Source organism: Streptomyces sp. NPDC029466, from assembly GCF_055574515.1.
This window is the reverse complement of the sequence record NZ_JBVHZH010000003.1, coordinates 200,272-216,832: the sequence shown is the minus strand read 5'-3', so window position 1 is coordinate 216,832 and position 16,561 is coordinate 200,272. Positions and strand designations below refer to the sequence as shown.

Here is a 16,561-nt window from a genome sequence, read left to right as displayed (position 1 = left end):
CCCTTGGGAAAGGCGGCCGGACGGGCCAGGCACACTTGAGGCATGACGTTCGGAGCCACGCCCTCGCCGAGTCCCCGCCCGCCCCAGCGTTCGCGCGCCCGTAGGTTCGTCCCCTTGGGCATCGCCGCCTGGATGGTGCTGGAGATCTGGCTGCTGACCGTCGTCGCCGGTGCCACCAACGGTCTGACGGTGCTGCTCCTGCTGGTCGCCGGAGTGATCGTCGGCGGTTATGTGATCAAGCGGGCCGGCCGTCGTGCCTGGCGGAACCTCACCGAGAGCTTTCAGACCGCCGGCGATCCGGCCGCGGCCGGCAACTCCCCGTCCGGCAACGGCAGATCCGGCAACGACAAGCCGGGCAGCGGCAATACGCTCCCCATGGTCGGCGGGCTGCTGCTGATGCTGCCGGGGCTGGTGTCCGACGCCCTGGGGCTGCTCTGCCTCTTCCCGCCGACCGGGAAGCTGATGCAGCGCCGCGCCGAGAAGCTGCTGTCCCGGCGGACGGGCTACGCCCCGGGCTCGTTCGGTGATGCGTTCCAGCAGGCCCGGATGCACCGGCCGGACGGCAAGGTCGTCCAGGGCGAGGTCATCCGCGACGACGAGCCGCCGGCCCCGCGCCGCCAGGATCCGCCGCTGACCGGCTGACCGGCTGACCGCTGACCGCGCCGGCGGACCCACCGCGCGGACGGCAAAGGCCGGGGCCACTGCATGATGCAGTGGCCCCGGCCCTTGCGTGCTTGCCTGGCGCAGGTCCGATGTCAGGCGGACTTGCGGTTGCTGTCGCGCGGATGCACGGCGATGTTCATGGTGCCGGAGCGCAGGACGGCCAGCCTCTCGGCCAGCACCTCCTCCAGCTCCTCGCGGGTGCGCCGCTCCATGAGCATGTCCCAGTGCGTACGCGCGGGCTTACCCTTCTTCTCCTCGGGGCCGTCGCCATCCACCAGAAGAGAGGGTGCACCACATACCTTGCACTCCCACTCCGGCGGAATCTCGGCCTCAACCGAGAACGGCATCTCGAATCGATGTCCGTTCTGGCATGCGTACTCCACCGCCTGGCGCGGGGCCAGGTCGATGCCGCGGTCGGTCTCGTAGCTGGTCACCACGAGTCGCGTGCCGCGGAGAGCTCGCTCACTCATGAATCGTGCCTCCCGGGCTTGTCGCCCACAGGACAGGTGTCGCTGTCGTCGTCATCCGGTCAACGTCCGGTCGGCGGTGAAGATTCCCGAATCCGGGATATGAGCCCACCCGTCGCCCACCACCGCCCTTGACGGAGGCGCTGTGCGCCGCTGCCTACCTTCGTGCCGCCCCTTGTTGTACCCACCGGCGCCCGGTTTGTCACATCTGGCAGCAGATGTCACCCAGCGCCTTCCATGCTTGAGCGCGCAGTAACGGTCCGCCTGGTGAGCCAAAGGCGTACACTACCGCCCCGCACGCCCGGAGGCTAAATCCGGTCAGGTACCGGATTTCCGGCCGCCGCGATGGCCCGGCCCACCGGGACCCGCGCCAGCAGCACGAAACCGACCACGAAGAAGGCCACCAGGGACCCGATCGCGTCCCGGTAGCTCCCGGTGAGCTGATAGGCCACCCCGAACACCAGCGGTCCCAGCCGGCTCACACCCCGGTCGCTGATCTCGTACGCGGAGAAATACTCCGCCTCCTAGGCCAGGAGGAACGACAGGGTGAGGGGGTGGCGGCGCATCCCGCGCAGCGCCCACCACAGCCCCGCCGACGCCAGGCAGAGTCAGACGGCCCACGGGCGGCTCAGACCCAGCACCCCCGCTCGGTCAGCACCGTCCGCAGCGTCTCGATGTGATCGGTCATGATGCCATCCACGCCGAGATCCAACAGGGCGGTCATCCGATCCGCGTCATTGACCGTCCAGACGTGCACCTGCATGCCCAGCGCATGCGCGGCGCGCAGGAACAGCGGATCGACGACCGGGAGGCCGGACTGCCGCTCGGGGACCTGCACGCATACCGCGCTGCGGCGCACCGCCGCGCCCAGCAGCCGGTCGAGCGGCAGCACTCCGCGGCCGTACGAGCGCAGCCGCAGCCCGGCCACCCCACGGGTGCCGAGCGAGCTCGCCATCCGCCGGCCGGCCAGCCGCTGGGCCCGGGCCACCCGGGCCTCCGAGAACGAGCCGACGCACACCCGGTCCCAGGCGCCGGTGCGGCGGAGCAGGTCCAGCAGCGGTGGCAGCGCGGCCTCGGCCTTGAGGTCGACGTTCCAGCGCGCCTCGGGGAACTCCTCCAGCAGCTCCTCGAACAGCGGCAGCGGCTCCCGGCCGCCGACCCGGGCCCGGCGCACCGCCTGCCAGGGGAGCTCTCCGATCGCGCCGCGGGTGTCCGTGACGCGGTCGAGGGTCGCGTCATGGAAGGCGACGAGCCGGCCGTCCGATGTGGCGTGCACATCGGTCTCCAGGTAGCGGTAGCCGAGGCCGACCGCGCGCCGGAAGGCGGCCGCGGTGTTCTCCAGGCCCTCCGCGTCCCCGCCCCGGTGGGCGAAGGGCAGCGGTCCGGGGTGGTCGAGATAGGCGTGGCGGATGCGTATCGCTGAGGTCACTCCGGCAGTATGGCGCGCTCAGGTGAAGGCTCTCCGCGGGCCACCACCGGGGACGGCTTCACGGGCGCCCCCACCGCGAAGCGGCGGAGGAAGAACTGCGCCAGGGGGCCGATGGCCAGCGCGTAGACGACCGTGCCGACGCCGACGGACCCGCCGAGCGCGAAGCCCGCCGCCAGCACCGTCACCTCGATGCAGGTCCGCACCAGCCGCACCGGACGGCCGGTCCGCCGGTGCAGCCCGGTCATCAGTCCGTCGCGCGGCCCCGGCCCGAAGTCGGCGGAGATGTACAGCCCGGTCGCGGCGCCGTTCAGGAGGACGGCGCCCGCCAGCAGCGGGATACGGGCGCCGAGCGAGTCCAGCTCCGGCACCCAGGCCAGCGTCGCGTCCATCACCAGGCCGAGGACCACCACATTGGAGACCGTGCCCAGGCCGGGGCGCTGGCGCAGCGGTATCCACAGCAGCAGGATCAGTGCGCCGGAGACGATGGTGACCGTGCCGATCGAGAGCCCTGTATGACGGGATATGCCCTGGTTCAGCACGCTCCATGGCTCCAACCCCAGCTCGGCCCGCAGCATCAGGCCCATGCTCACGCCGTACAGCGTCAGTCCCGTATAGAGCTGGACCAGGCGGCGCACCGGCAGGCCCCTCCGCGGGCCGGGCTCACTGATCATGGACACGACTTTTCCCCCTCCTGGCAGGATTGGACCGACGCATGACACCATGTGGCGTGTCCGGGCTCGGGAAGTAGAGCCAATTCGGGGAAGGTGGACTGATCTTCATGGCTCAGTGGACTTCAGCGGTTGGCGCGACCCAACTCGCCCGGCTGCTCCGGTCGCAGGACCCGCGCGATGCCCAACTCGCGGTCGGCGGCCGCCGGTTGCCCGCCTACCGCAGCCTCGCCGACGGTGTGCGCCTGCTCGTGCTGGAAGGCCGGATACCGGTCGCCGCCCGCCTGCCTGCCGAGCGTGAACTGGCCGCGGCCTTCGGCGTCAGCCGCACCACCGTCGCCGCCGCCTACGAGGCGCTGCGCGCCGAGGGGTTCCTGGAGTCCCGCCGCGGCTCCGGCAGTTGGACCGCCGTCCCGGCCGGCAATCCGCTGCCCACCCGCGGTCTGGAACCACTGCCCCCGGAAGCCGCCGGCTCCATGATCGACCTCGGTTGTGCCGCCCTCCCGGCCCCCGAACCCTGGCTCACCCGCGCCGTCCAGGGTGCCATGGCCGACCTTCCGCTCTACTCCCACACCCACGGCGACTACCCGGCCGGGCTGCCCGTCCTGCGGCAGGCCCTCGCGGACCGCTACACCGCCCGCGGTATCCCCACCATGCCGGAACAGATCATGGTGACCACCGGCGCGATGGGCGCCGTCGCCGCGATCTGCCGGCTCTGTACCAGCCCAGGCGAGCGGGTCGCCGTCGATTCGCCGTCGTACGCCAACATCCTCCAGCTGATGCGGGACGCCGGTGCCCGGCTCGTACCGGTCGCCCTCGGGGACAAGCTGGCCGGCTGGGACATCCCCGTCTGGCGCCAGGTGATGCGCGATGCGGCCCCCCGTATGGCCTATGTCGTCGCCGACTTCCACAACCCCACCGGCACCCTCGCCACCGAGGACCAGCGCCGCCGCCTCGTCGACGCCGCCCGGTCGGCCGGCACCCTGCTCGTCGTCGACGAGACCATGACCGAGCTCCGGCTGGACGAGGACACCGAACCGCCCCGGCCGGTCTGCGCGTTCGACCCGGCCGGCAGCGCGGTGATCACCGTCGGCTCGGCGAGCAAGGCGTTCTGGGCCGGGATGCGGATCGGCTGGGTGCGCGCCGCCCCCGACATCATCCGCAGCCTGGTCGCCGCCCGCGCCTACTCCGACCTGGGCTCACCGGTCCTCGAACAGCTCGCCATCGCCTCGCTCCTGGAGACCGGCGGCTGGGAGCAGGCCATCGGCATCCGCCGCGAGCAGGCCCGCGAGAATCGCGACGCCATCGTCGAGGCGCTGCACCGGCATCTGCCCGACTGGGAATTCAGCGTGCCCCGCGGCGGCCTCACCCTCTGGGCGCGGACGGGCGGGCTCTCCGGCTCACGGATCGCGGAGGCGGGGGAGCGGCTCGGCGTACGGGTGCCTTCCGGCCCGCGCTTCGGTGTCGACGGCGCCTTCGAGGGCTTCGTACGGCTGCCGTTCACGGTCAGCGGGGCGGTCGCCGACGAGGCCGCGGTCCGGCTGGCCGGCGCCGCGCGACTGGTGGCGACGGGTGCGCCGGTGGAGGCGGAGCTGCGGCACACGTTCGTGGCCTGACCGCTCGCCCGGCCCCGTCCTTGAGGGCTGGGGCAGCCCCGCCAGGGCCGGTCCGCCCCACCGGACGGACTCAACCCTCCGCCCGCACGGCCTCCACCGACCCCTTGATCACACGGGGCTTGCCGCCCTGGTCGGTCCGCACCCGCGCGCTCGCGCCCACCGGTTCGGCTACGGACCCGGACTCCCCGTCCTCCGGTGCCGCCTCCGCCGCAGCGGACCCGTCGTCCGCCCCCGCTCCGTCGGCGGGCGCGGACGGGCCGGCCGTCACCGCCTTGCCGACGTCCACCCGCTTGCCGCCGGCCACCGGCTCGCCGGTCCCCGCCCCGTCGGCCGGCACGGTGTGCTCCGGCAGCAGCGCCATGACCGCCTCCCGGTGCGCCTGGCCGGTGGCGTCGTCGAGCGGATCGGGCGTGGCCGGCACCTGGAGCCGCAGTACGGGTGCGTTCCCCAGCCGCGCATAGCCGCGGCCCGGCGGAACCTGGGCCGGCGGTGTGGTGTGCGGCGGCGCCCCCAGCACCGCCCGGACCTCTTCCGTCGTGGCGGGGCCGAGCACCACCCGCGCCTTGGTGTGCGCCCGCACCGGATCGCTCAGCAGCTCGGCGGTCTCGAACTGGTCGGCCACGACCACCGTGACCTGGGCGGCCCGGCCGTGCCGCAGCGGCACCTGGAGCCATCGCTGCGGATCGTCCCGCTCCTCGGCGACCGCGATATGGGACAGCGCTGTCGGACGGTCCGCGATGATCCACAGCGGCCGCCGGGTCTCCTCCGGCGCCGCCCCGCCGGCCTGCCGCGCCCGGTTCCCCGCGATCAGCCGCCGCTCGCTCTCGTGCGAGGCCCACTCCAGCGTCGCCAGCGCCCCCGCAAGCCCGCTCTCCACCCCCAGCACGCCCTGGCGCCCGACCAGGCAGCCGTACTCACCGGTGCCGCTGCCGTCGATGACCAGCACATCGCCGTGCTGGAGCGCCTGGAGGGCGATCGAGCGCAGCAGCGTCGTGGCGCCGGTCCCCGGCTGCCCCAGGACGAGCAGATGCGGTTCGGTGGAGCGCTGCCCGGTACGCCAGACCACCGGCGGGGCATCCCGGGTCTCCTCCCCGCCGGTGACCGGCAGGGTCCGCTGTACGGAGTCCGGGTCGGTGAAGCCGAGCACCGTCTCGCCCGGCGAGGTGACGAAGCGCTGGGCGGCGATATCCGTGGGCAGCGCGTCCAGCACGGTCAGCGTGAGCTGATTGGCCAGCTCGTCCCACGTGAAGCGGTACTCCCGGCCCCGGCCGGCCTTGGCGTACAGCACCTGCTCGATGCGGACCCGGGACCGGTCCTCACCGTCGGTGAAGTACGCCGGATACTTCAGCTGGAGTCGTTCCAGCCGCCCGCTGTCGTCGAAGGCGTACTCGGCGAAGGCCCGCTCCCAGTCACCGCCGTGCGCATACAGCGGGCTGGGGTCCCCCTCGGCGGAGAGGTAGGGCACCAGCGCCTCGTACAGCGCCCGCAGCCGTTCGGTCTCGGCCTCGCTGGGGCCGGTCACCACGGGCGTCCGCTCCCGCCCCGCCCAGGCACCCGCGCCCATCACCCCGATCAGGGCGAGCAGCGGCCCGTACGGCACCAGCCACACCACCAGCACACAGGCGCCCACGAAGAACGCCAGCGGACCGCGCTGATCCTTGGGCGTCCCGGCCCAGCGCTCCCGGCCGGCCGCGCCCAGCCGGCGCAGCCCCCGGCCGATGGTGATCAGCGGATGGAACACATCGGAGGCGCTGTCGGCGGCGCTGCGCGCGAGTTCGCGGCTGCGGGCGAGCGAGGCGCTGTGTGTCATACGGGCGAGCGGTGCGCTGTTGGTCAGGATGCGGGGCAGGGGGCGCCGGGCCACATCTTCTCCTGATGCTCGTGTGGTGGTCGTGGGGGATCGGCGGGGCTGCGGGCAGGGGGCGCACACGGAGCCGCCCGGACGGGAGCCGGTGCGGCCCGTTCGGGCGGGTCCCGTGGCGGTGCGCCGGACGCGGTCTGCGGCCGCTCGCTAGATCTTGATCCCCCCGAGGAGGCTCGCCAGGCTCGCCCCGCCGGCCTTGATACTGGGCGCGATGGCGGAGCTGGCGAGGTAGAACCCGAAGAGCGCGGAGACCAGAGCGTGGGACAACTTCAGGCCGTCTTTCCGGAAGAAGAGGAAGACGATGACACCGAGCAGGACGACGCCGGAAATGGACAGAATCATGGGGGGTTCTCTCCTGGGTGGTGGGGACGGTCACCATGAGTTCTTCCAGCCTCACAGCACGTATCAAGCCATGAAAAGCTGCAAATGGGTGATTTATCAGGGAAATTCCCCAAATGGACGCAACGCCAGGGCGTGCCGGGTCCGGGTGTGCTCGGCGGGTCGCGGAGCGGCCCCGCCGAACCGGCACAATCGTGGGGTGTCGAAGCAGAAGAACAAGCCCCGCCGCCCCGCCGCCGTCACCCCCGCCTCGCCGTGCCCCTGCGGACGCGCCGAGACCTACCGCGACTGCTGCGCCCCGTTCCATCAGGGGCATGCCACGGCCCCGACCGCGGAGCGCCTGATGCGCTCGCGCTACAGCGCCTTCGCCGTCGGTGACACCGGATATCTGCTGCGCACCTGGCACCCGACGACCCGCCCGGCCGGCCTCGACCTCGAACCGGACCGGCGCTGGACCGGCCTGGACATCCTCGCCGCGACCGGCGGCAGTGCCTTCCACACCGAAGGCACCGTGGAATTCCGCGCCCACTACAGCCTGCACGGCCAGGCCGACAGCCAGTACGAGCACAGCCGCTTCGTCCGCGAGGACGGCCAGTGGGTCTATCTCGACGCGCTGCCGTCGGCGTAGCCCTCAACCATCGGGGCGGGCCCGTCCCCGTGCCCGGCGCGGCCGGGCCGGGTCACCGTCCGCCGCGCAGCTGGTCGATCTCGCGGCGGTCGCGTTTGGTGGGACGGCCGGTGCCGCGGTCGCGATGCCCGACCACCGGAATCTCCTCGCGCGGCGGGGCCGGCGGGCTGTTGTCGATGAAGCACTCCGCGGCGACGGCCGCGCCCACCCGCTTGCGCACCAGCCGCGAGACGACCACGATCCGCTCCCGGCCCGCGTGCCGCAGCCGCACCTCGTCACCGTTGCGTACGCCGTGGGCCGGCTTCACCCGCTCACCGTTGACCCGTACGTGCCCCGCGCGGCACGCGGCGGTGGCCAGCGAGCGCGTCTTGGTGAGCCGTACGGACCAGATCCAGCTGTCGATGCGGGTGGTCCCCTCGTCTGAAGCCATACCAAGACTCTAGAACGGACACCCGCCGATGCGGCGGCCCGACGGCCCTACGCGGACGACCTCTTGCCGGTCTTCTTTGCCGCGGTCTTTTTTGCCGCCGTCTTTTTGGCGGTGGTCTTCTTGGCGGCGCTCTGCGACGTGGTCTTCGTCGCCGTGCTCTTCCGGGAAGTACCGGCGGCTGCGGTCTTCTTGGCCGTCGACGTGCCCTTCGCCCGACCGCCGGCCGCCTTCGGGGCGGCCGCCGTCTTCTTCGCCGGAGCCTTCTTCGCCGCGGCCGGGGCGGTCTTCCTGCCCGGGGCCTTCTTCGCCGCCGTACCGCTCTTCTTGGCGGCGCCCCGCTCCGCCTCACCCTTCTTCGCCGTCTTCCGCCCCCGTATGGGCGTCACGGACGCCGACTCCGCCTCCGTATCGGCCTCCCCGCCGCCCCGTGCCGCCCGCACGCTCTTCTCCAGCGCCGCCGTGAGATCGATGACCTGGGCGCCGGACGTGCCCGACGCGGCGGGGGCGACCGGTTCGCCCTCCAGCTTGGCGGCGACCAGTTCTTCGACGGCCTCGCGGTAGTCGTCGTGGAGTTCGGCGGGGTCCAGCTCGCCCAGGGAGTCCATCAGGGTCTCGGCCAGCGTCAGCTCGTTCTCGCGGAGCTCGACATCGTCGGGTGCCACACCGGTGACGGGCCGGATCTGATCCGGCCACAGCAGGGTGTGCATCACCAGCGCCCCGTCGTGCGCCCGCAGCATCGCCAGGGATTCCCGTCCCCGCATCGCCACCTTGCCGATCGCGACCTTGCGATGGTCCTCCAGCGCCTCCCGCAGCAGCGCATACGGCTTGGTGGCGGACGCCCCGTTGGGGCCCAGGTAGTACGCCTTGTCCATCTGGAGCGGGTCGATCTCGTCCGGGTCGACGAACGAGAGGATCGACAGCGTCTTGGCGGTGGGCATCGGCAGCCGGGACAGATCGTCGTCGGTGATCGGCACGACGGTGTCGTCGCCCGGCGCCTGATAGCCCTTGCCGACCTCCTCGTTCGGGACTTCCTCGCCGTCCAGCTCACAGATCTTCCGGTACTGGATCTGTGCGCCGTCCTTCTCATGGATGCGTACGAAGGACACCGACGAGGTGCGGTCGGTGGCGCTGTAGGTCTTCACGGGGATGGTGACCAGACCGAACGATATGGACCCATTCCATATAGAACGCATATTTCATCCCTTGTGTGGGATTCTCATCGTATGTCGCCGATCACCGTCGTGGAGGGGCGGCGCCTCTCGCTGACCAATCTGGACAAGGTCCTCTATCCCGAGACCGGCACCACCAAGGGTGAGGTGCTGCACTACTGCACCACCACAGCGGGCCCGCTGCTCGCCCACCTCCACGACCGGCCGCTCTCCTTCCTGCGCTACCCCGACGGGCCGGACGGCCAGCGCTTCTTCACCAAGAACGTGCCGCCCGGCACGCCCTCCTGGGTGACGACGTGCGAGGTCCCCCATTCGAGGTCGGGGCCCACCCGGCAGGTCCTGCTCCAGGACCTGCCCGCGCTCGTCTGGGCCGCCAACCTGGTCGTGGAACTGCACACCCCGCAGTGGACCCGGCAGGCGCCGGGCGTCGCCGACCGGCTCGTCTTCGACCTCGATCCCGGCGACCCGGCCACCATCGTGGAGTGCTGCACCGCGGCACGGTGGCTGCACGACCGGCTGGCCGCCGACGGCCTCGATGTCCATGCCAAGACCAGCGGCTCCAAGGGCCTGCACCTCATCGTGCCCGTCGAGCCCACACCCTCCGAGCGGACCACCGCCTACGCCAGAAGCCTCGCCGTCGAGGCCGCGGCGGCCCTCCCGGACCTGGTCGTGCACAAGATGACCAAGGCGCTGCGCCCCGGCAAGGTCTTCATCGACTTCTCCCAGAACGCCGCCGCCAAGACCACCGCGGTCGCCTACACCCTGCGCGCCCGTGCCACCCCCACCGTCTCGGCCCCGGTCACCTGGGACGAGATCGCCGCATGCACCGACCCGGAGCAACTCACCTTTCTCTTCGACGAGATCGAGCCGCGCCGCGCCCGGTACGGCGATCTGCTCGCGCCGCTCCTCGACCCGGACCGCGCCCGCCCGCTGCCGGCCGCGGCGTCCCGCCGGCCGGGAACGGCCCGGGGCGAGCCCCGGGCCGGCCGCTCATACCGCGTGCGGCCGCGGCCATGACGCGCGCGTGGCGGTCCCGAGCCAGTTGATGACGGCACCGGCCGTGGTGTCGCCCAGGGCCGCGATCTGCGCCAGGGCGGCCAGGTCCCCGTCCGTCGGAGCGACCCCGGCCGCGGTCAGCGCCGCCTGGAGGTCCTGCCGCCGGCGGTCGGGCAGGGCCACCGGCCCCTGCCGCTGCTCCTCGGGGCGCGGGGGCAGGAACGGCCGGTCCTGCTGTGGCGGGCCGAACGGAAGCCGGTCCTCCGGGCGCGGCGGCGGCAGCACATGGTCCGCACGGGACGGGGGCGGCGCCCCCTGCGGATCCGTGGGCGCGCCGAGGCGTTCCTCGGGGCGCGGGGGAGCGAGCACATAATCCGGCGTCACGCCGTACGGCGGGGGAGTGGGGCGAAAGTGCGCCATGGGGCCTCCACAACTCACGGTCCGAAGAATCCAAGGGATTCGGAGAATGCGGCTGTCACTTCTCCGGAAGCCGGGCGGCGCCTGTTCGGTTGCGCGGGGCGCATGGGTTCACCCGATGAGCCCAAGGTGCGCCGCCGTCCTCGCTACGGTGGCCGGATGCCTCGCCGTGACGCAGCACCGGACCCGTACTGGAACCACAACGTGCACTACCACCGCCTGGTGCTTGACGCGGTGCCGGACGGCTGTGGCCGGGCGCTGGACGTCGGCTGCGGCGATGGGCTGCTGGTACGCAAGCTGGCGGGGCGGGTCCACGAGGTGACCGGGGTGGACCGTTCGGCCGCGATGGTGCGGCTGGCCCGCGAGTGCAGTGCAGAGGTCCCGAACGCACGCTTCGTCGAGGCCGACTTCATGGCGCCGGACGGTCCCCCGTCCGGCGGTTTCGACCTCCTCACCGCCGTCGCGGTCGTCCATCACCTGGACTTCGCCGCCGCGGTCCACCGGATGGCCGAACTGCTCGCCCCCGGCGGCCGCCTCGTCCTCGTCGGGCTCGCCAGGAACCGGACGCCCCTGGACTGGGCCCTCAGCGGCGCGGGCGTGCCCGCGGCCCGCTTCCTCGCCCGGCGCCACGGCGGCAAGACCGGGCCGCCGGAGATGCCGGTCCTGGACCCGGCCATGGCGTGGGGCGAGGTCCGGCGGGCCGCCCGGGAAAGCCTGCCGGGCGGCCGTTTCCGCCGTCATCTGCTGTGGCGCTATTCGCTGGTGTGGGACAAACCGCGTCGTTGAACGATGCGCAGGGGGCCGGCGCTTCGGCCGCGGGACCGGGCCGGGCGGCCGGAGGCAGCCAACTCAGCGACAGCGCAAGGCCCTTGGTCAACCGGCGGCATTTTCAGGCGAATTCGGTGATTGCCACGGGGCGGACACATAACTCTCCCCTGATGTTCACACTGTGGTGATTACCGCGATGGAAAGCTGTTAACGGCCGCTCCCAACGGCCGGTGCCGGTCGTGCCCCACATTTTCGCGACTCGGCGCCACAATTCGGGGAGAGGACACCCCTCGTGGACAACAAACGCGTGACCCGTCGCGCCCGTATAGCGCTGGCTCTCGCCGGCGGCACGGCATTGACCGCGGTGGTCGCACAGATTCCGGCGAATGCGACGGCCGGCCAGGCCGCACCGCACCGTGCCGCATCCGCCGCTCAGCATGTGTCCCGGTCCGCCGGCACGGCTGACGGCGCGTCCTATGACGACTACTACAAAGACGCCGAGGGCAAGACCGGCCAGGCGCTCAAGGACGCGCTGCACCGGATCATCAGCAGCACCCAGACCGGAAAGCTGACGTACGACCAGGTCTGGGACGCCCTCAAGGAAACCGACCAGGACCCGGACAACAGCGGAAATGTCATTCTGCTGTACACCGGCCGCTCGCAGAGCAAGGACGCCCACGGCGGCAACCCGGACGACTGGAATCGTGAGCACGTCTGGGCGAAGTCGCACGGTGACTTCGGTACCGATACCGGTCCCGGCACCGATATCCACCATCTGCGCCCGGAGGATGTCTCGGTCAACAGCATCCGCGGCAACAAGGACTTCGACAACGGCGGCACGAAGGTCGACGAGGCGCCCGGAAACAACACCGACGACGACTCCTTCGAGCCCCGTGACGCGGTCAAGGGCGATGTCGCCCGCATGATCCTGTACATGGCCGTCCGCTATGACGGGGGCGACGGATTCCCCGATCTGGAGCCCAATGACAAGGTCGACAACGGCACCCAGCCGCATATCGGCCGGCTCTCCGTCCTCAAGAAGTGGAGCGAGCAGGACCCGCCGGACACCTTCGAAAAGCACCGCAACCAGGTGATATTCGACAAGTACCAGCACAACAGGAACCCGTTCATCGACCACCCCGAATGGGTCGGCGAGATCTGGTAGCCCTGCCGGCCGGGTCCGGTGGTCACTCCGCCGGGCCCGGCCCACCGCCTACGGCAGTCGGGGCGCTCGCGCATCGGATGGAGTAGGCCAACCAGCGCTTGGCCGCGGTCGTTTTTAGCGTGGCCACATGTCTAGCGTGAGTTGGGCCTCCGTCAGAGTCGTTACCGCCGCCACTGTTTGTGCCGCGAGCCTGTGGGCCGTGCCCGCCCCGGCGGTCGCCGATGGCCCGCACGGCATCGACGATCTGCGGCCCGCGGCCCACACGGCCGACCCGGCCGAGGCCGAGGCCGAGAGCCGGCTGGACGGGCGCGGAGTGCGGTTCCGGCCCCGGCCGGACGTGCCCGAGCCGCCGGAGGTCACCGCCCTGTCGTGGATGGTGACCGACGTGGCGAGCGGAAAGGTCCTCGCGGCCAAGGACGCCCACCGGCCCCTGCCGCCCGCCAGCACACTCAAGACACTCTTCGCCCTGACGGTGCTGCCGAAGTTCTCCCAGGGCGAGGTGCACACCGTCTCCCTGGAGGATCTGGCCGGGATCGAGTCGGGCAGCTCCCTCGCCGGTCTCAGGGAGGACATGCCCTACCAGGTCGCCGACCTGTGGCACGGCGTGTTCCTCAGCTCGGGCAGCGATGCGGTGCACACCCTGGCCAGCATGAACGGCGGCTGGCGCAAGACGATCGACGATATGCAGGAGACCGCCCGTCGCCTCGGCGCCCGCGACACCCGGGTGGCGTCAGCGGACGGCTTCGACACACCGGGACAGGTCTCGTCCGCCTACGATCTGACGCTCTTCGGGCAGGCCGGGCTGACCAACGCGGACTTCGCCCATTTCGCCTCGACGAAGCGGGCCCAGCTCCCGCTGGACGGCGGCCCGGACGCGTTCACCATCCAGAACACCAACCGGCTGCTGGTCGGCTCACACGGCGTCAGACCGTACGACGGCCTGATCGGGGTGAAGAACGGCTATACCACCCACGCCGGCAACACCCTGATCGCCGCCGCCCGGCGCGACGGCCGGACGCTGCTGGTCACCCTCATGAATCCGCGGTCCGGCGGCCGGAACGCCGTCTACGAGGAGACTCGCGCCCTGCTGGACTGGGGCTTCGAGGCGGCGCCCCGGGCCGCGGCGGTCGGCGTGCTGCCCGTCATGGAGCCCGATGAGCTCACCGGTGAACCGCGGCCCGTCGCCCACCGGCCGCGGCCGGTGCCGCTGCACAAGGCAGGGATCGCGGCGCAGACCGACGGCGCGCCGTTCACGCGGTACTGGTGGTTGCTGTCCGCGGTCGGCGCCGTCGGGGTCATCGGCGCCGCCGGGCTCGGGACCGCGCTGTGGCGGCGCCGGCGCATCGCGCGCGCGAGCGGGGGCGGCGAGTCCGGGTCCGGGTCCTCCTGAGGCCGTCCCCGCGCCGTCGGCTGTCGTACATCCATCCGATCGGTCAGGGATACGGAGGACAGCCGATGGCCTTGCCCGGTGAAGGGCGACGCGTCAGTCACGGTTGTGCGGCCTGCCGGGCGTTGCTCGGTGTAGCGTCCTGATCAGCTGTCGTGGTTCCGAAGTGCCGGACGCCCGTGTCGCCTTCACGGGCGTCCTTGCTGTGTAGCGCGTCTCCGGGCCAGGGCGATCACCTCCGGGTTCCGCAGCACGCGGAAGCCGATTCGAGCCCATTGAACGAAGGAGACGGAATATGGCTTCCGGCACAGTGAAGTGGTTCAACTCGGAGAAGGGCTTCGGCTTCATCGCCCAGGACGGCGGCGGCGCCGACGTCTTCGCGCACTACTCGAACATCGACGCCACGGGCTTCCGCGAGCTTCAGGAGGGCCAGAAGGTGACCTTCGAGGTCACCCAGGGCCACAAGGGCCCCCAGGCGGAGAAGATCCGGCTGGCGTAGGTCCGCCGGCTCGCCCCTCGGTGCCCGCTCCCGACCCCCGGGGCGGGCACCGTCGTGTGGCGCGCACCGTCGGGTGGCGCGGCCCGGACGGACCACGCGGTGCTCATCCGTACGGCGCAATCGGTGGGCGGCGGTGACCGCCGCCGGTTCAGGGCCGCTGTTTCAGGGCCGCGGCGGCTGATCCGGGCCCTGCCCGCCGCCGAACTCGTCCCTGAGCTTCTCCTGGCCGGTGTCCACCTGGCCCTTGAACTTGCCCTGGCTCTTGTCGTCGGCCATGTCGCCGGCCTTGTCGATGCCCTTTTCCGTCTGGCTTTCGTGGCCCTTCAGCATGCTCTTGATCTTGTCCATCATGGACATGATGCGTCCTCCTCACGAAGGTCCCCCACGACTCCAGCATCACCCCCTCCCAGGCGATCTGCATCCGCGCGCCAGGGGCACCGCCAGAGGCACCGCCGAGCGCCTCGGCCGCCGGGGCGCCCCGCTCAGGAACCGCTCGGGACCGGGGCCTTCATCCGGTCGCTGATGAACTTGATCGAACCGGCCGCCATGCCCTTCTGGTAGTCCCAGGCGTTGTGCCGGCCGTCGGGGATGATCTGCAGGGCGGTGTGGATCGGGCCCTTGCCGTAGGCCTGCCGGAAGCGGTGTATGGGGGCGGTGACCTTGGTGCCCTCCCTGGAGCCCGCCTGGAAGGCGAGATAGACGTCCGGGCCGCCCTTCCGCAGCAGGCGCTGGGCGAGCTTCGCCGGATCGTTGGTGTCCTTCTCCGCCTGGTGGCCCGCCCACAACGGCGAATCGGGGGCCAGATCCGGACCGCTGGCTATCGCCGCCTTGAACTTCTCCGGGTGTTTCAGTACCGACTTCAGCCCGGCGAAGCCGCCCGAGGACGACCCCATGAAGGCCCAGCCGTCACGGGACTTGAAGGTACGGAAGTTGGCGCGGGCCAGCTGGACGACGTCCTCGGTCAGCCAGGTCCCCATCTTCTGGCTGCCGGGGATGTCGCTGGCGTCGTGGTACTGGGTGTCCGGGTTGAGCATCGGCATCACCACGAGGAACGGCAGGCTCTTGCCCTCCGCGGTCCACCGGGTGAGGTTCTCCTGAAGCTCGATGTCGCCGCCGACCCAGTAATTCGTGACCCCGCCCGGTTCCTTGGGGCTGCCCAGGCCGCCCGGCAGGGCTATCAGCACCGGAAATCCGCTCTTGGCGTATTTCGGGTCCCCGTATTCCTTGGGCGCCCAGACCCAGACGCTTCCGGTGACGCCGGATTTCTGGCCGTGCAGCGTCGCCCGCGCTATATGGGTGCCGTCGTCCAGTGTCCGGGTGATACGGAAGTCGCTCTTCGGGCCGGTCGGCATCAGGGTGTCGTCGTCGACGGGCTTGGCCCGCGCGGCGCCGTCGCCCTTCCCGCCGGCATTGAAGTCGACCGGCTGACCGGCGTCCGAGCAGCCGGCGAGCAGCACGGAGGAGGCGGCGAGCGCGGTGGCGAGCACGACGGCGTAGGGGCGTTTCACAGGAGACTCCGCGGCTGGGTGATCATGTTCAAGTGCTCATAAAGAGGGAAAAGGGGTGCCGCGGGTTCCCTTGCCGCGAGCCGGGCCGCGGGGCTCGTACCACCCGTATGGAGCAGCGTCTCCCGGGCGGTTTCCACGGGGCGGTCCCCGGCTCGCTCGACGGGCACGGTCCCGTGGTCCGGCCGAGAATGCAGCGGTGAGCGATGAACACCGCAGTGCCGAGGACCCCGCGCCGCGCGCCGTGCCGTGTGACGAGGAACGGCGGCTCGCCAGGAAGGCGCTGGCCGGCCATGCGCGGAACGCGGACGACCTGTCGTTGTTGATGGACATGCTGGGCCTGGATCCGAGCCGTGATCCGGACCATGAGGCGGCGTACGGCCATGAGAGGGGGCGCGGGCAGGACTGTGGCGGCGGCCCGGGGAACGGGCACGGCTCCGGACGGGAGCGGCGTCCGGAGCCGCGCCGGGACGTCCGGTCGCGATGGGGCGGGCCCCGGGCGTAAACCCACGCCCCGGGCGCTCCGCCCGCACCGTGAGGGCGCTTCGCCC

Annotated in this window: 19 protein-coding genes and 1 pseudogene; 9 read left to right on the top strand and 11 right to left on the bottom strand. The window is 71.6% G+C overall.

The features are described from left to right. Positions 1-42: 42 nt before the first annotated feature. Positions 43-642 carry an FxsA family membrane protein gene (gene fxsA, locus ACZ4XD_RS04565; protein WP_468038122.1) on the top strand — a complete coding sequence of 200 codons (600 nt, stop codon included), beginning with the start codon at positions 43-45 and terminating at the stop codon, positions 640-642. A 113-nt stretch (positions 643-755) separates the two neighbouring features. Here the strand turns inward: fxsA and ACZ4XD_RS04560 are convergent, their stop codons facing one another. The 4 genes and pseudogenes from ACZ4XD_RS04560 to yczE all read right to left on the bottom strand — a co-directional run bounded on the left by ACZ4XD_RS04560 (position 756) and on the right by yczE (position 3,230). Then, complete coding sequence (locus ACZ4XD_RS04560) at positions 756-1,133, bottom strand: RNA polymerase-binding protein RbpA (protein ID WP_026170122.1); 378 nt, start codon at positions 1,131-1,133, stop codon at positions 756-758. Between the two features lie 305 nt (positions 1,134-1,438). Continuing rightward, positions 1,439-1,654, bottom strand: a pseudogene (locus ACZ4XD_RS04555) (MFS transporter); the annotation flags it as partial. 104 nt (positions 1,655-1,758) lie between these two features. Then, entirely contained in the window at positions 1,759-2,559 is an 801-nt protein-coding gene (locus ACZ4XD_RS04550; protein WP_468038120.1) for a glycerophosphodiester phosphodiesterase family protein, read from the bottom strand. Then, on the bottom strand, positions 2,556-3,230 hold the full coding sequence (gene yczE, locus ACZ4XD_RS04545; protein WP_468038350.1) for a membrane protein YczE: 675 nt from the start codon (positions 3,228-3,230) through the stop codon (positions 2,556-2,558). Before yczE ends, ACZ4XD_RS04550 begins: the two co-directional genes overlap by 4 nt. Positions 3,231-3,337: 107 nt before the next feature. Here yczE and ACZ4XD_RS04540 point away from each other — a divergent pair, with 107 nt between their 5' ends. Further along, entirely contained in the window at positions 3,338-4,843 is a 1,506-nt protein-coding gene (locus tag ACZ4XD_RS04540) for an SCO1417 family PLP biosynthesis transcription factor (protein WP_468038118.1), read from the top strand. Between the two features lie 70 nt (positions 4,844-4,913). On the opposite strand, the gene ACZ4XD_RS04535 is transcribed toward ACZ4XD_RS04540, so the two are convergent. Both ACZ4XD_RS04535 and ACZ4XD_RS04530 read right to left on the bottom strand, forming a co-directional pair. Continuing rightward, positions 4,914-6,707 (bottom strand): hypothetical protein, encoded by a 1,794-nt coding sequence (locus tag ACZ4XD_RS04535; RefSeq protein ID WP_468038116.1) that lies wholly within the window; start codon positions 6,705-6,707, stop codon positions 4,914-4,916. 147 nt (positions 6,708-6,854) lie between these two features. Next, entirely contained in the window at positions 6,855-7,049 is a 195-nt protein-coding gene (locus ACZ4XD_RS04530; protein WP_018092434.1) for a hypothetical protein, read from the bottom strand. Positions 7,050-7,245: 196 nt separating this feature from the next. Here ACZ4XD_RS04530 and ACZ4XD_RS04525 point away from each other — a divergent pair, with 196 nt between their 5' ends. Next, positions 7,246-7,674: a YchJ family protein gene (locus tag ACZ4XD_RS04525; protein ID WP_468038114.1), complete on the top strand. Its 429-nt coding sequence runs from the start codon at positions 7,246-7,248 to the stop codon at positions 7,672-7,674. Between the two features lie 52 nt (positions 7,675-7,726). On the opposite strand, the gene ACZ4XD_RS04520 is transcribed toward ACZ4XD_RS04525, so the two are convergent. Both ACZ4XD_RS04520 and ku read right to left on the bottom strand, forming a co-directional pair. Continuing rightward, a complete protein-coding gene (locus ACZ4XD_RS04520) occupies positions 7,727-8,104 on the bottom strand; it encodes an RNA-binding S4 domain-containing protein (protein ID WP_468038112.1) in 378 nt (125 codons plus the stop codon). Positions 8,105-8,151: 47 nt separating this feature from the next. Further along, a complete protein-coding gene (gene ku, locus ACZ4XD_RS04515) occupies positions 8,152-9,297 on the bottom strand; it encodes a non-homologous end joining protein Ku (protein ID WP_468038110.1) in 1,146 nt (381 codons plus the stop codon). A gap of 30 nt (positions 9,298-9,327) precedes the next feature. Here ku and ligD point away from each other — a divergent pair, with 30 nt between their 5' ends. After that, entirely contained in the window at positions 9,328-10,290 is a 963-nt protein-coding gene (gene ligD / locus ACZ4XD_RS04510; protein WP_468038108.1) for a non-homologous end-joining DNA ligase, read from the top strand. Here the strand turns inward: ligD and ACZ4XD_RS04505 are convergent. Further along, positions 10,264-10,689: a hypothetical protein gene (locus tag ACZ4XD_RS04505; protein ID WP_468038106.1), complete on the bottom strand. Its 426-nt coding sequence runs from the start codon at positions 10,687-10,689 to the stop codon at positions 10,264-10,266. The two genes, ligD and ACZ4XD_RS04505, sit on opposite strands and share 27 nt — an antisense overlap. Positions 10,690-10,845: 156 nt before the next feature. Between ACZ4XD_RS04505 and ACZ4XD_RS04500 the strand changes: the two genes are divergently transcribed. The 4 genes from ACZ4XD_RS04500 (at position 10,846) to ACZ4XD_RS04485 (ending at position 14,505) form a co-directional block, all read left to right on the top strand. After that, positions 10,846-11,472, top strand: a complete 627-nt coding sequence (locus tag ACZ4XD_RS04500; protein WP_468038104.1) for a class I SAM-dependent methyltransferase — start codon at positions 10,846-10,848, stop codon at positions 11,470-11,472. Between the two features lie 274 nt (positions 11,473-11,746). After that, positions 11,747-12,619, top strand: coding sequence for an endonuclease I family protein (locus ACZ4XD_RS04495; protein WP_468038102.1), 873 nt, complete (start codon positions 11,747-11,749; stop codon positions 12,617-12,619). Between the two features lie 127 nt (positions 12,620-12,746). After that, positions 12,747-14,009: a D-alanyl-D-alanine carboxypeptidase family protein gene (locus ACZ4XD_RS04490; RefSeq protein ID WP_468038100.1), complete on the top strand. Its 1,263-nt coding sequence runs from the start codon at positions 12,747-12,749 to the stop codon at positions 14,007-14,009. Between the two features lie 292 nt (positions 14,010-14,301). Further along, positions 14,302-14,505, top strand: a complete 204-nt coding sequence (locus ACZ4XD_RS04485) for a cold-shock protein (protein ID WP_006601696.1) — start codon at positions 14,302-14,304, stop codon at positions 14,503-14,505. A 162-nt stretch (positions 14,506-14,667) separates the two neighbouring features. On the opposite strand, the gene ACZ4XD_RS04480 is transcribed toward ACZ4XD_RS04485, so the two are convergent. Together ACZ4XD_RS04480 and ACZ4XD_RS04475 are read right to left on the bottom strand one after the other, a co-directional pair. Beyond that, on the bottom strand, positions 14,668-14,862 hold the full coding sequence (locus tag ACZ4XD_RS04480; RefSeq protein ID WP_387244028.1) for an antitoxin: 195 nt from the start codon (positions 14,860-14,862) through the stop codon (positions 14,668-14,670). Positions 14,863-14,987: 125 nt separating this feature from the next. After that, positions 14,988-16,013 carry an alpha/beta hydrolase gene (locus tag ACZ4XD_RS04475; protein WP_468038098.1) on the bottom strand — a complete coding sequence of 342 codons (1,026 nt, stop codon included), beginning with the start codon at positions 16,011-16,013 and terminating at the stop codon, positions 14,988-14,990. Between the two features lie 196 nt (positions 16,014-16,209). On the opposite strand from ACZ4XD_RS04475, the gene ACZ4XD_RS04470 reads away from it, so the two are divergent. Next, positions 16,210-16,515 carry a hypothetical protein gene (locus ACZ4XD_RS04470; protein WP_468038096.1) on the top strand — a complete coding sequence of 102 codons (306 nt, stop codon included), beginning with the start codon at positions 16,210-16,212 and terminating at the stop codon, positions 16,513-16,515. The last annotated feature ends 46 nt before the right edge of the window (positions 16,516-16,561 follow it).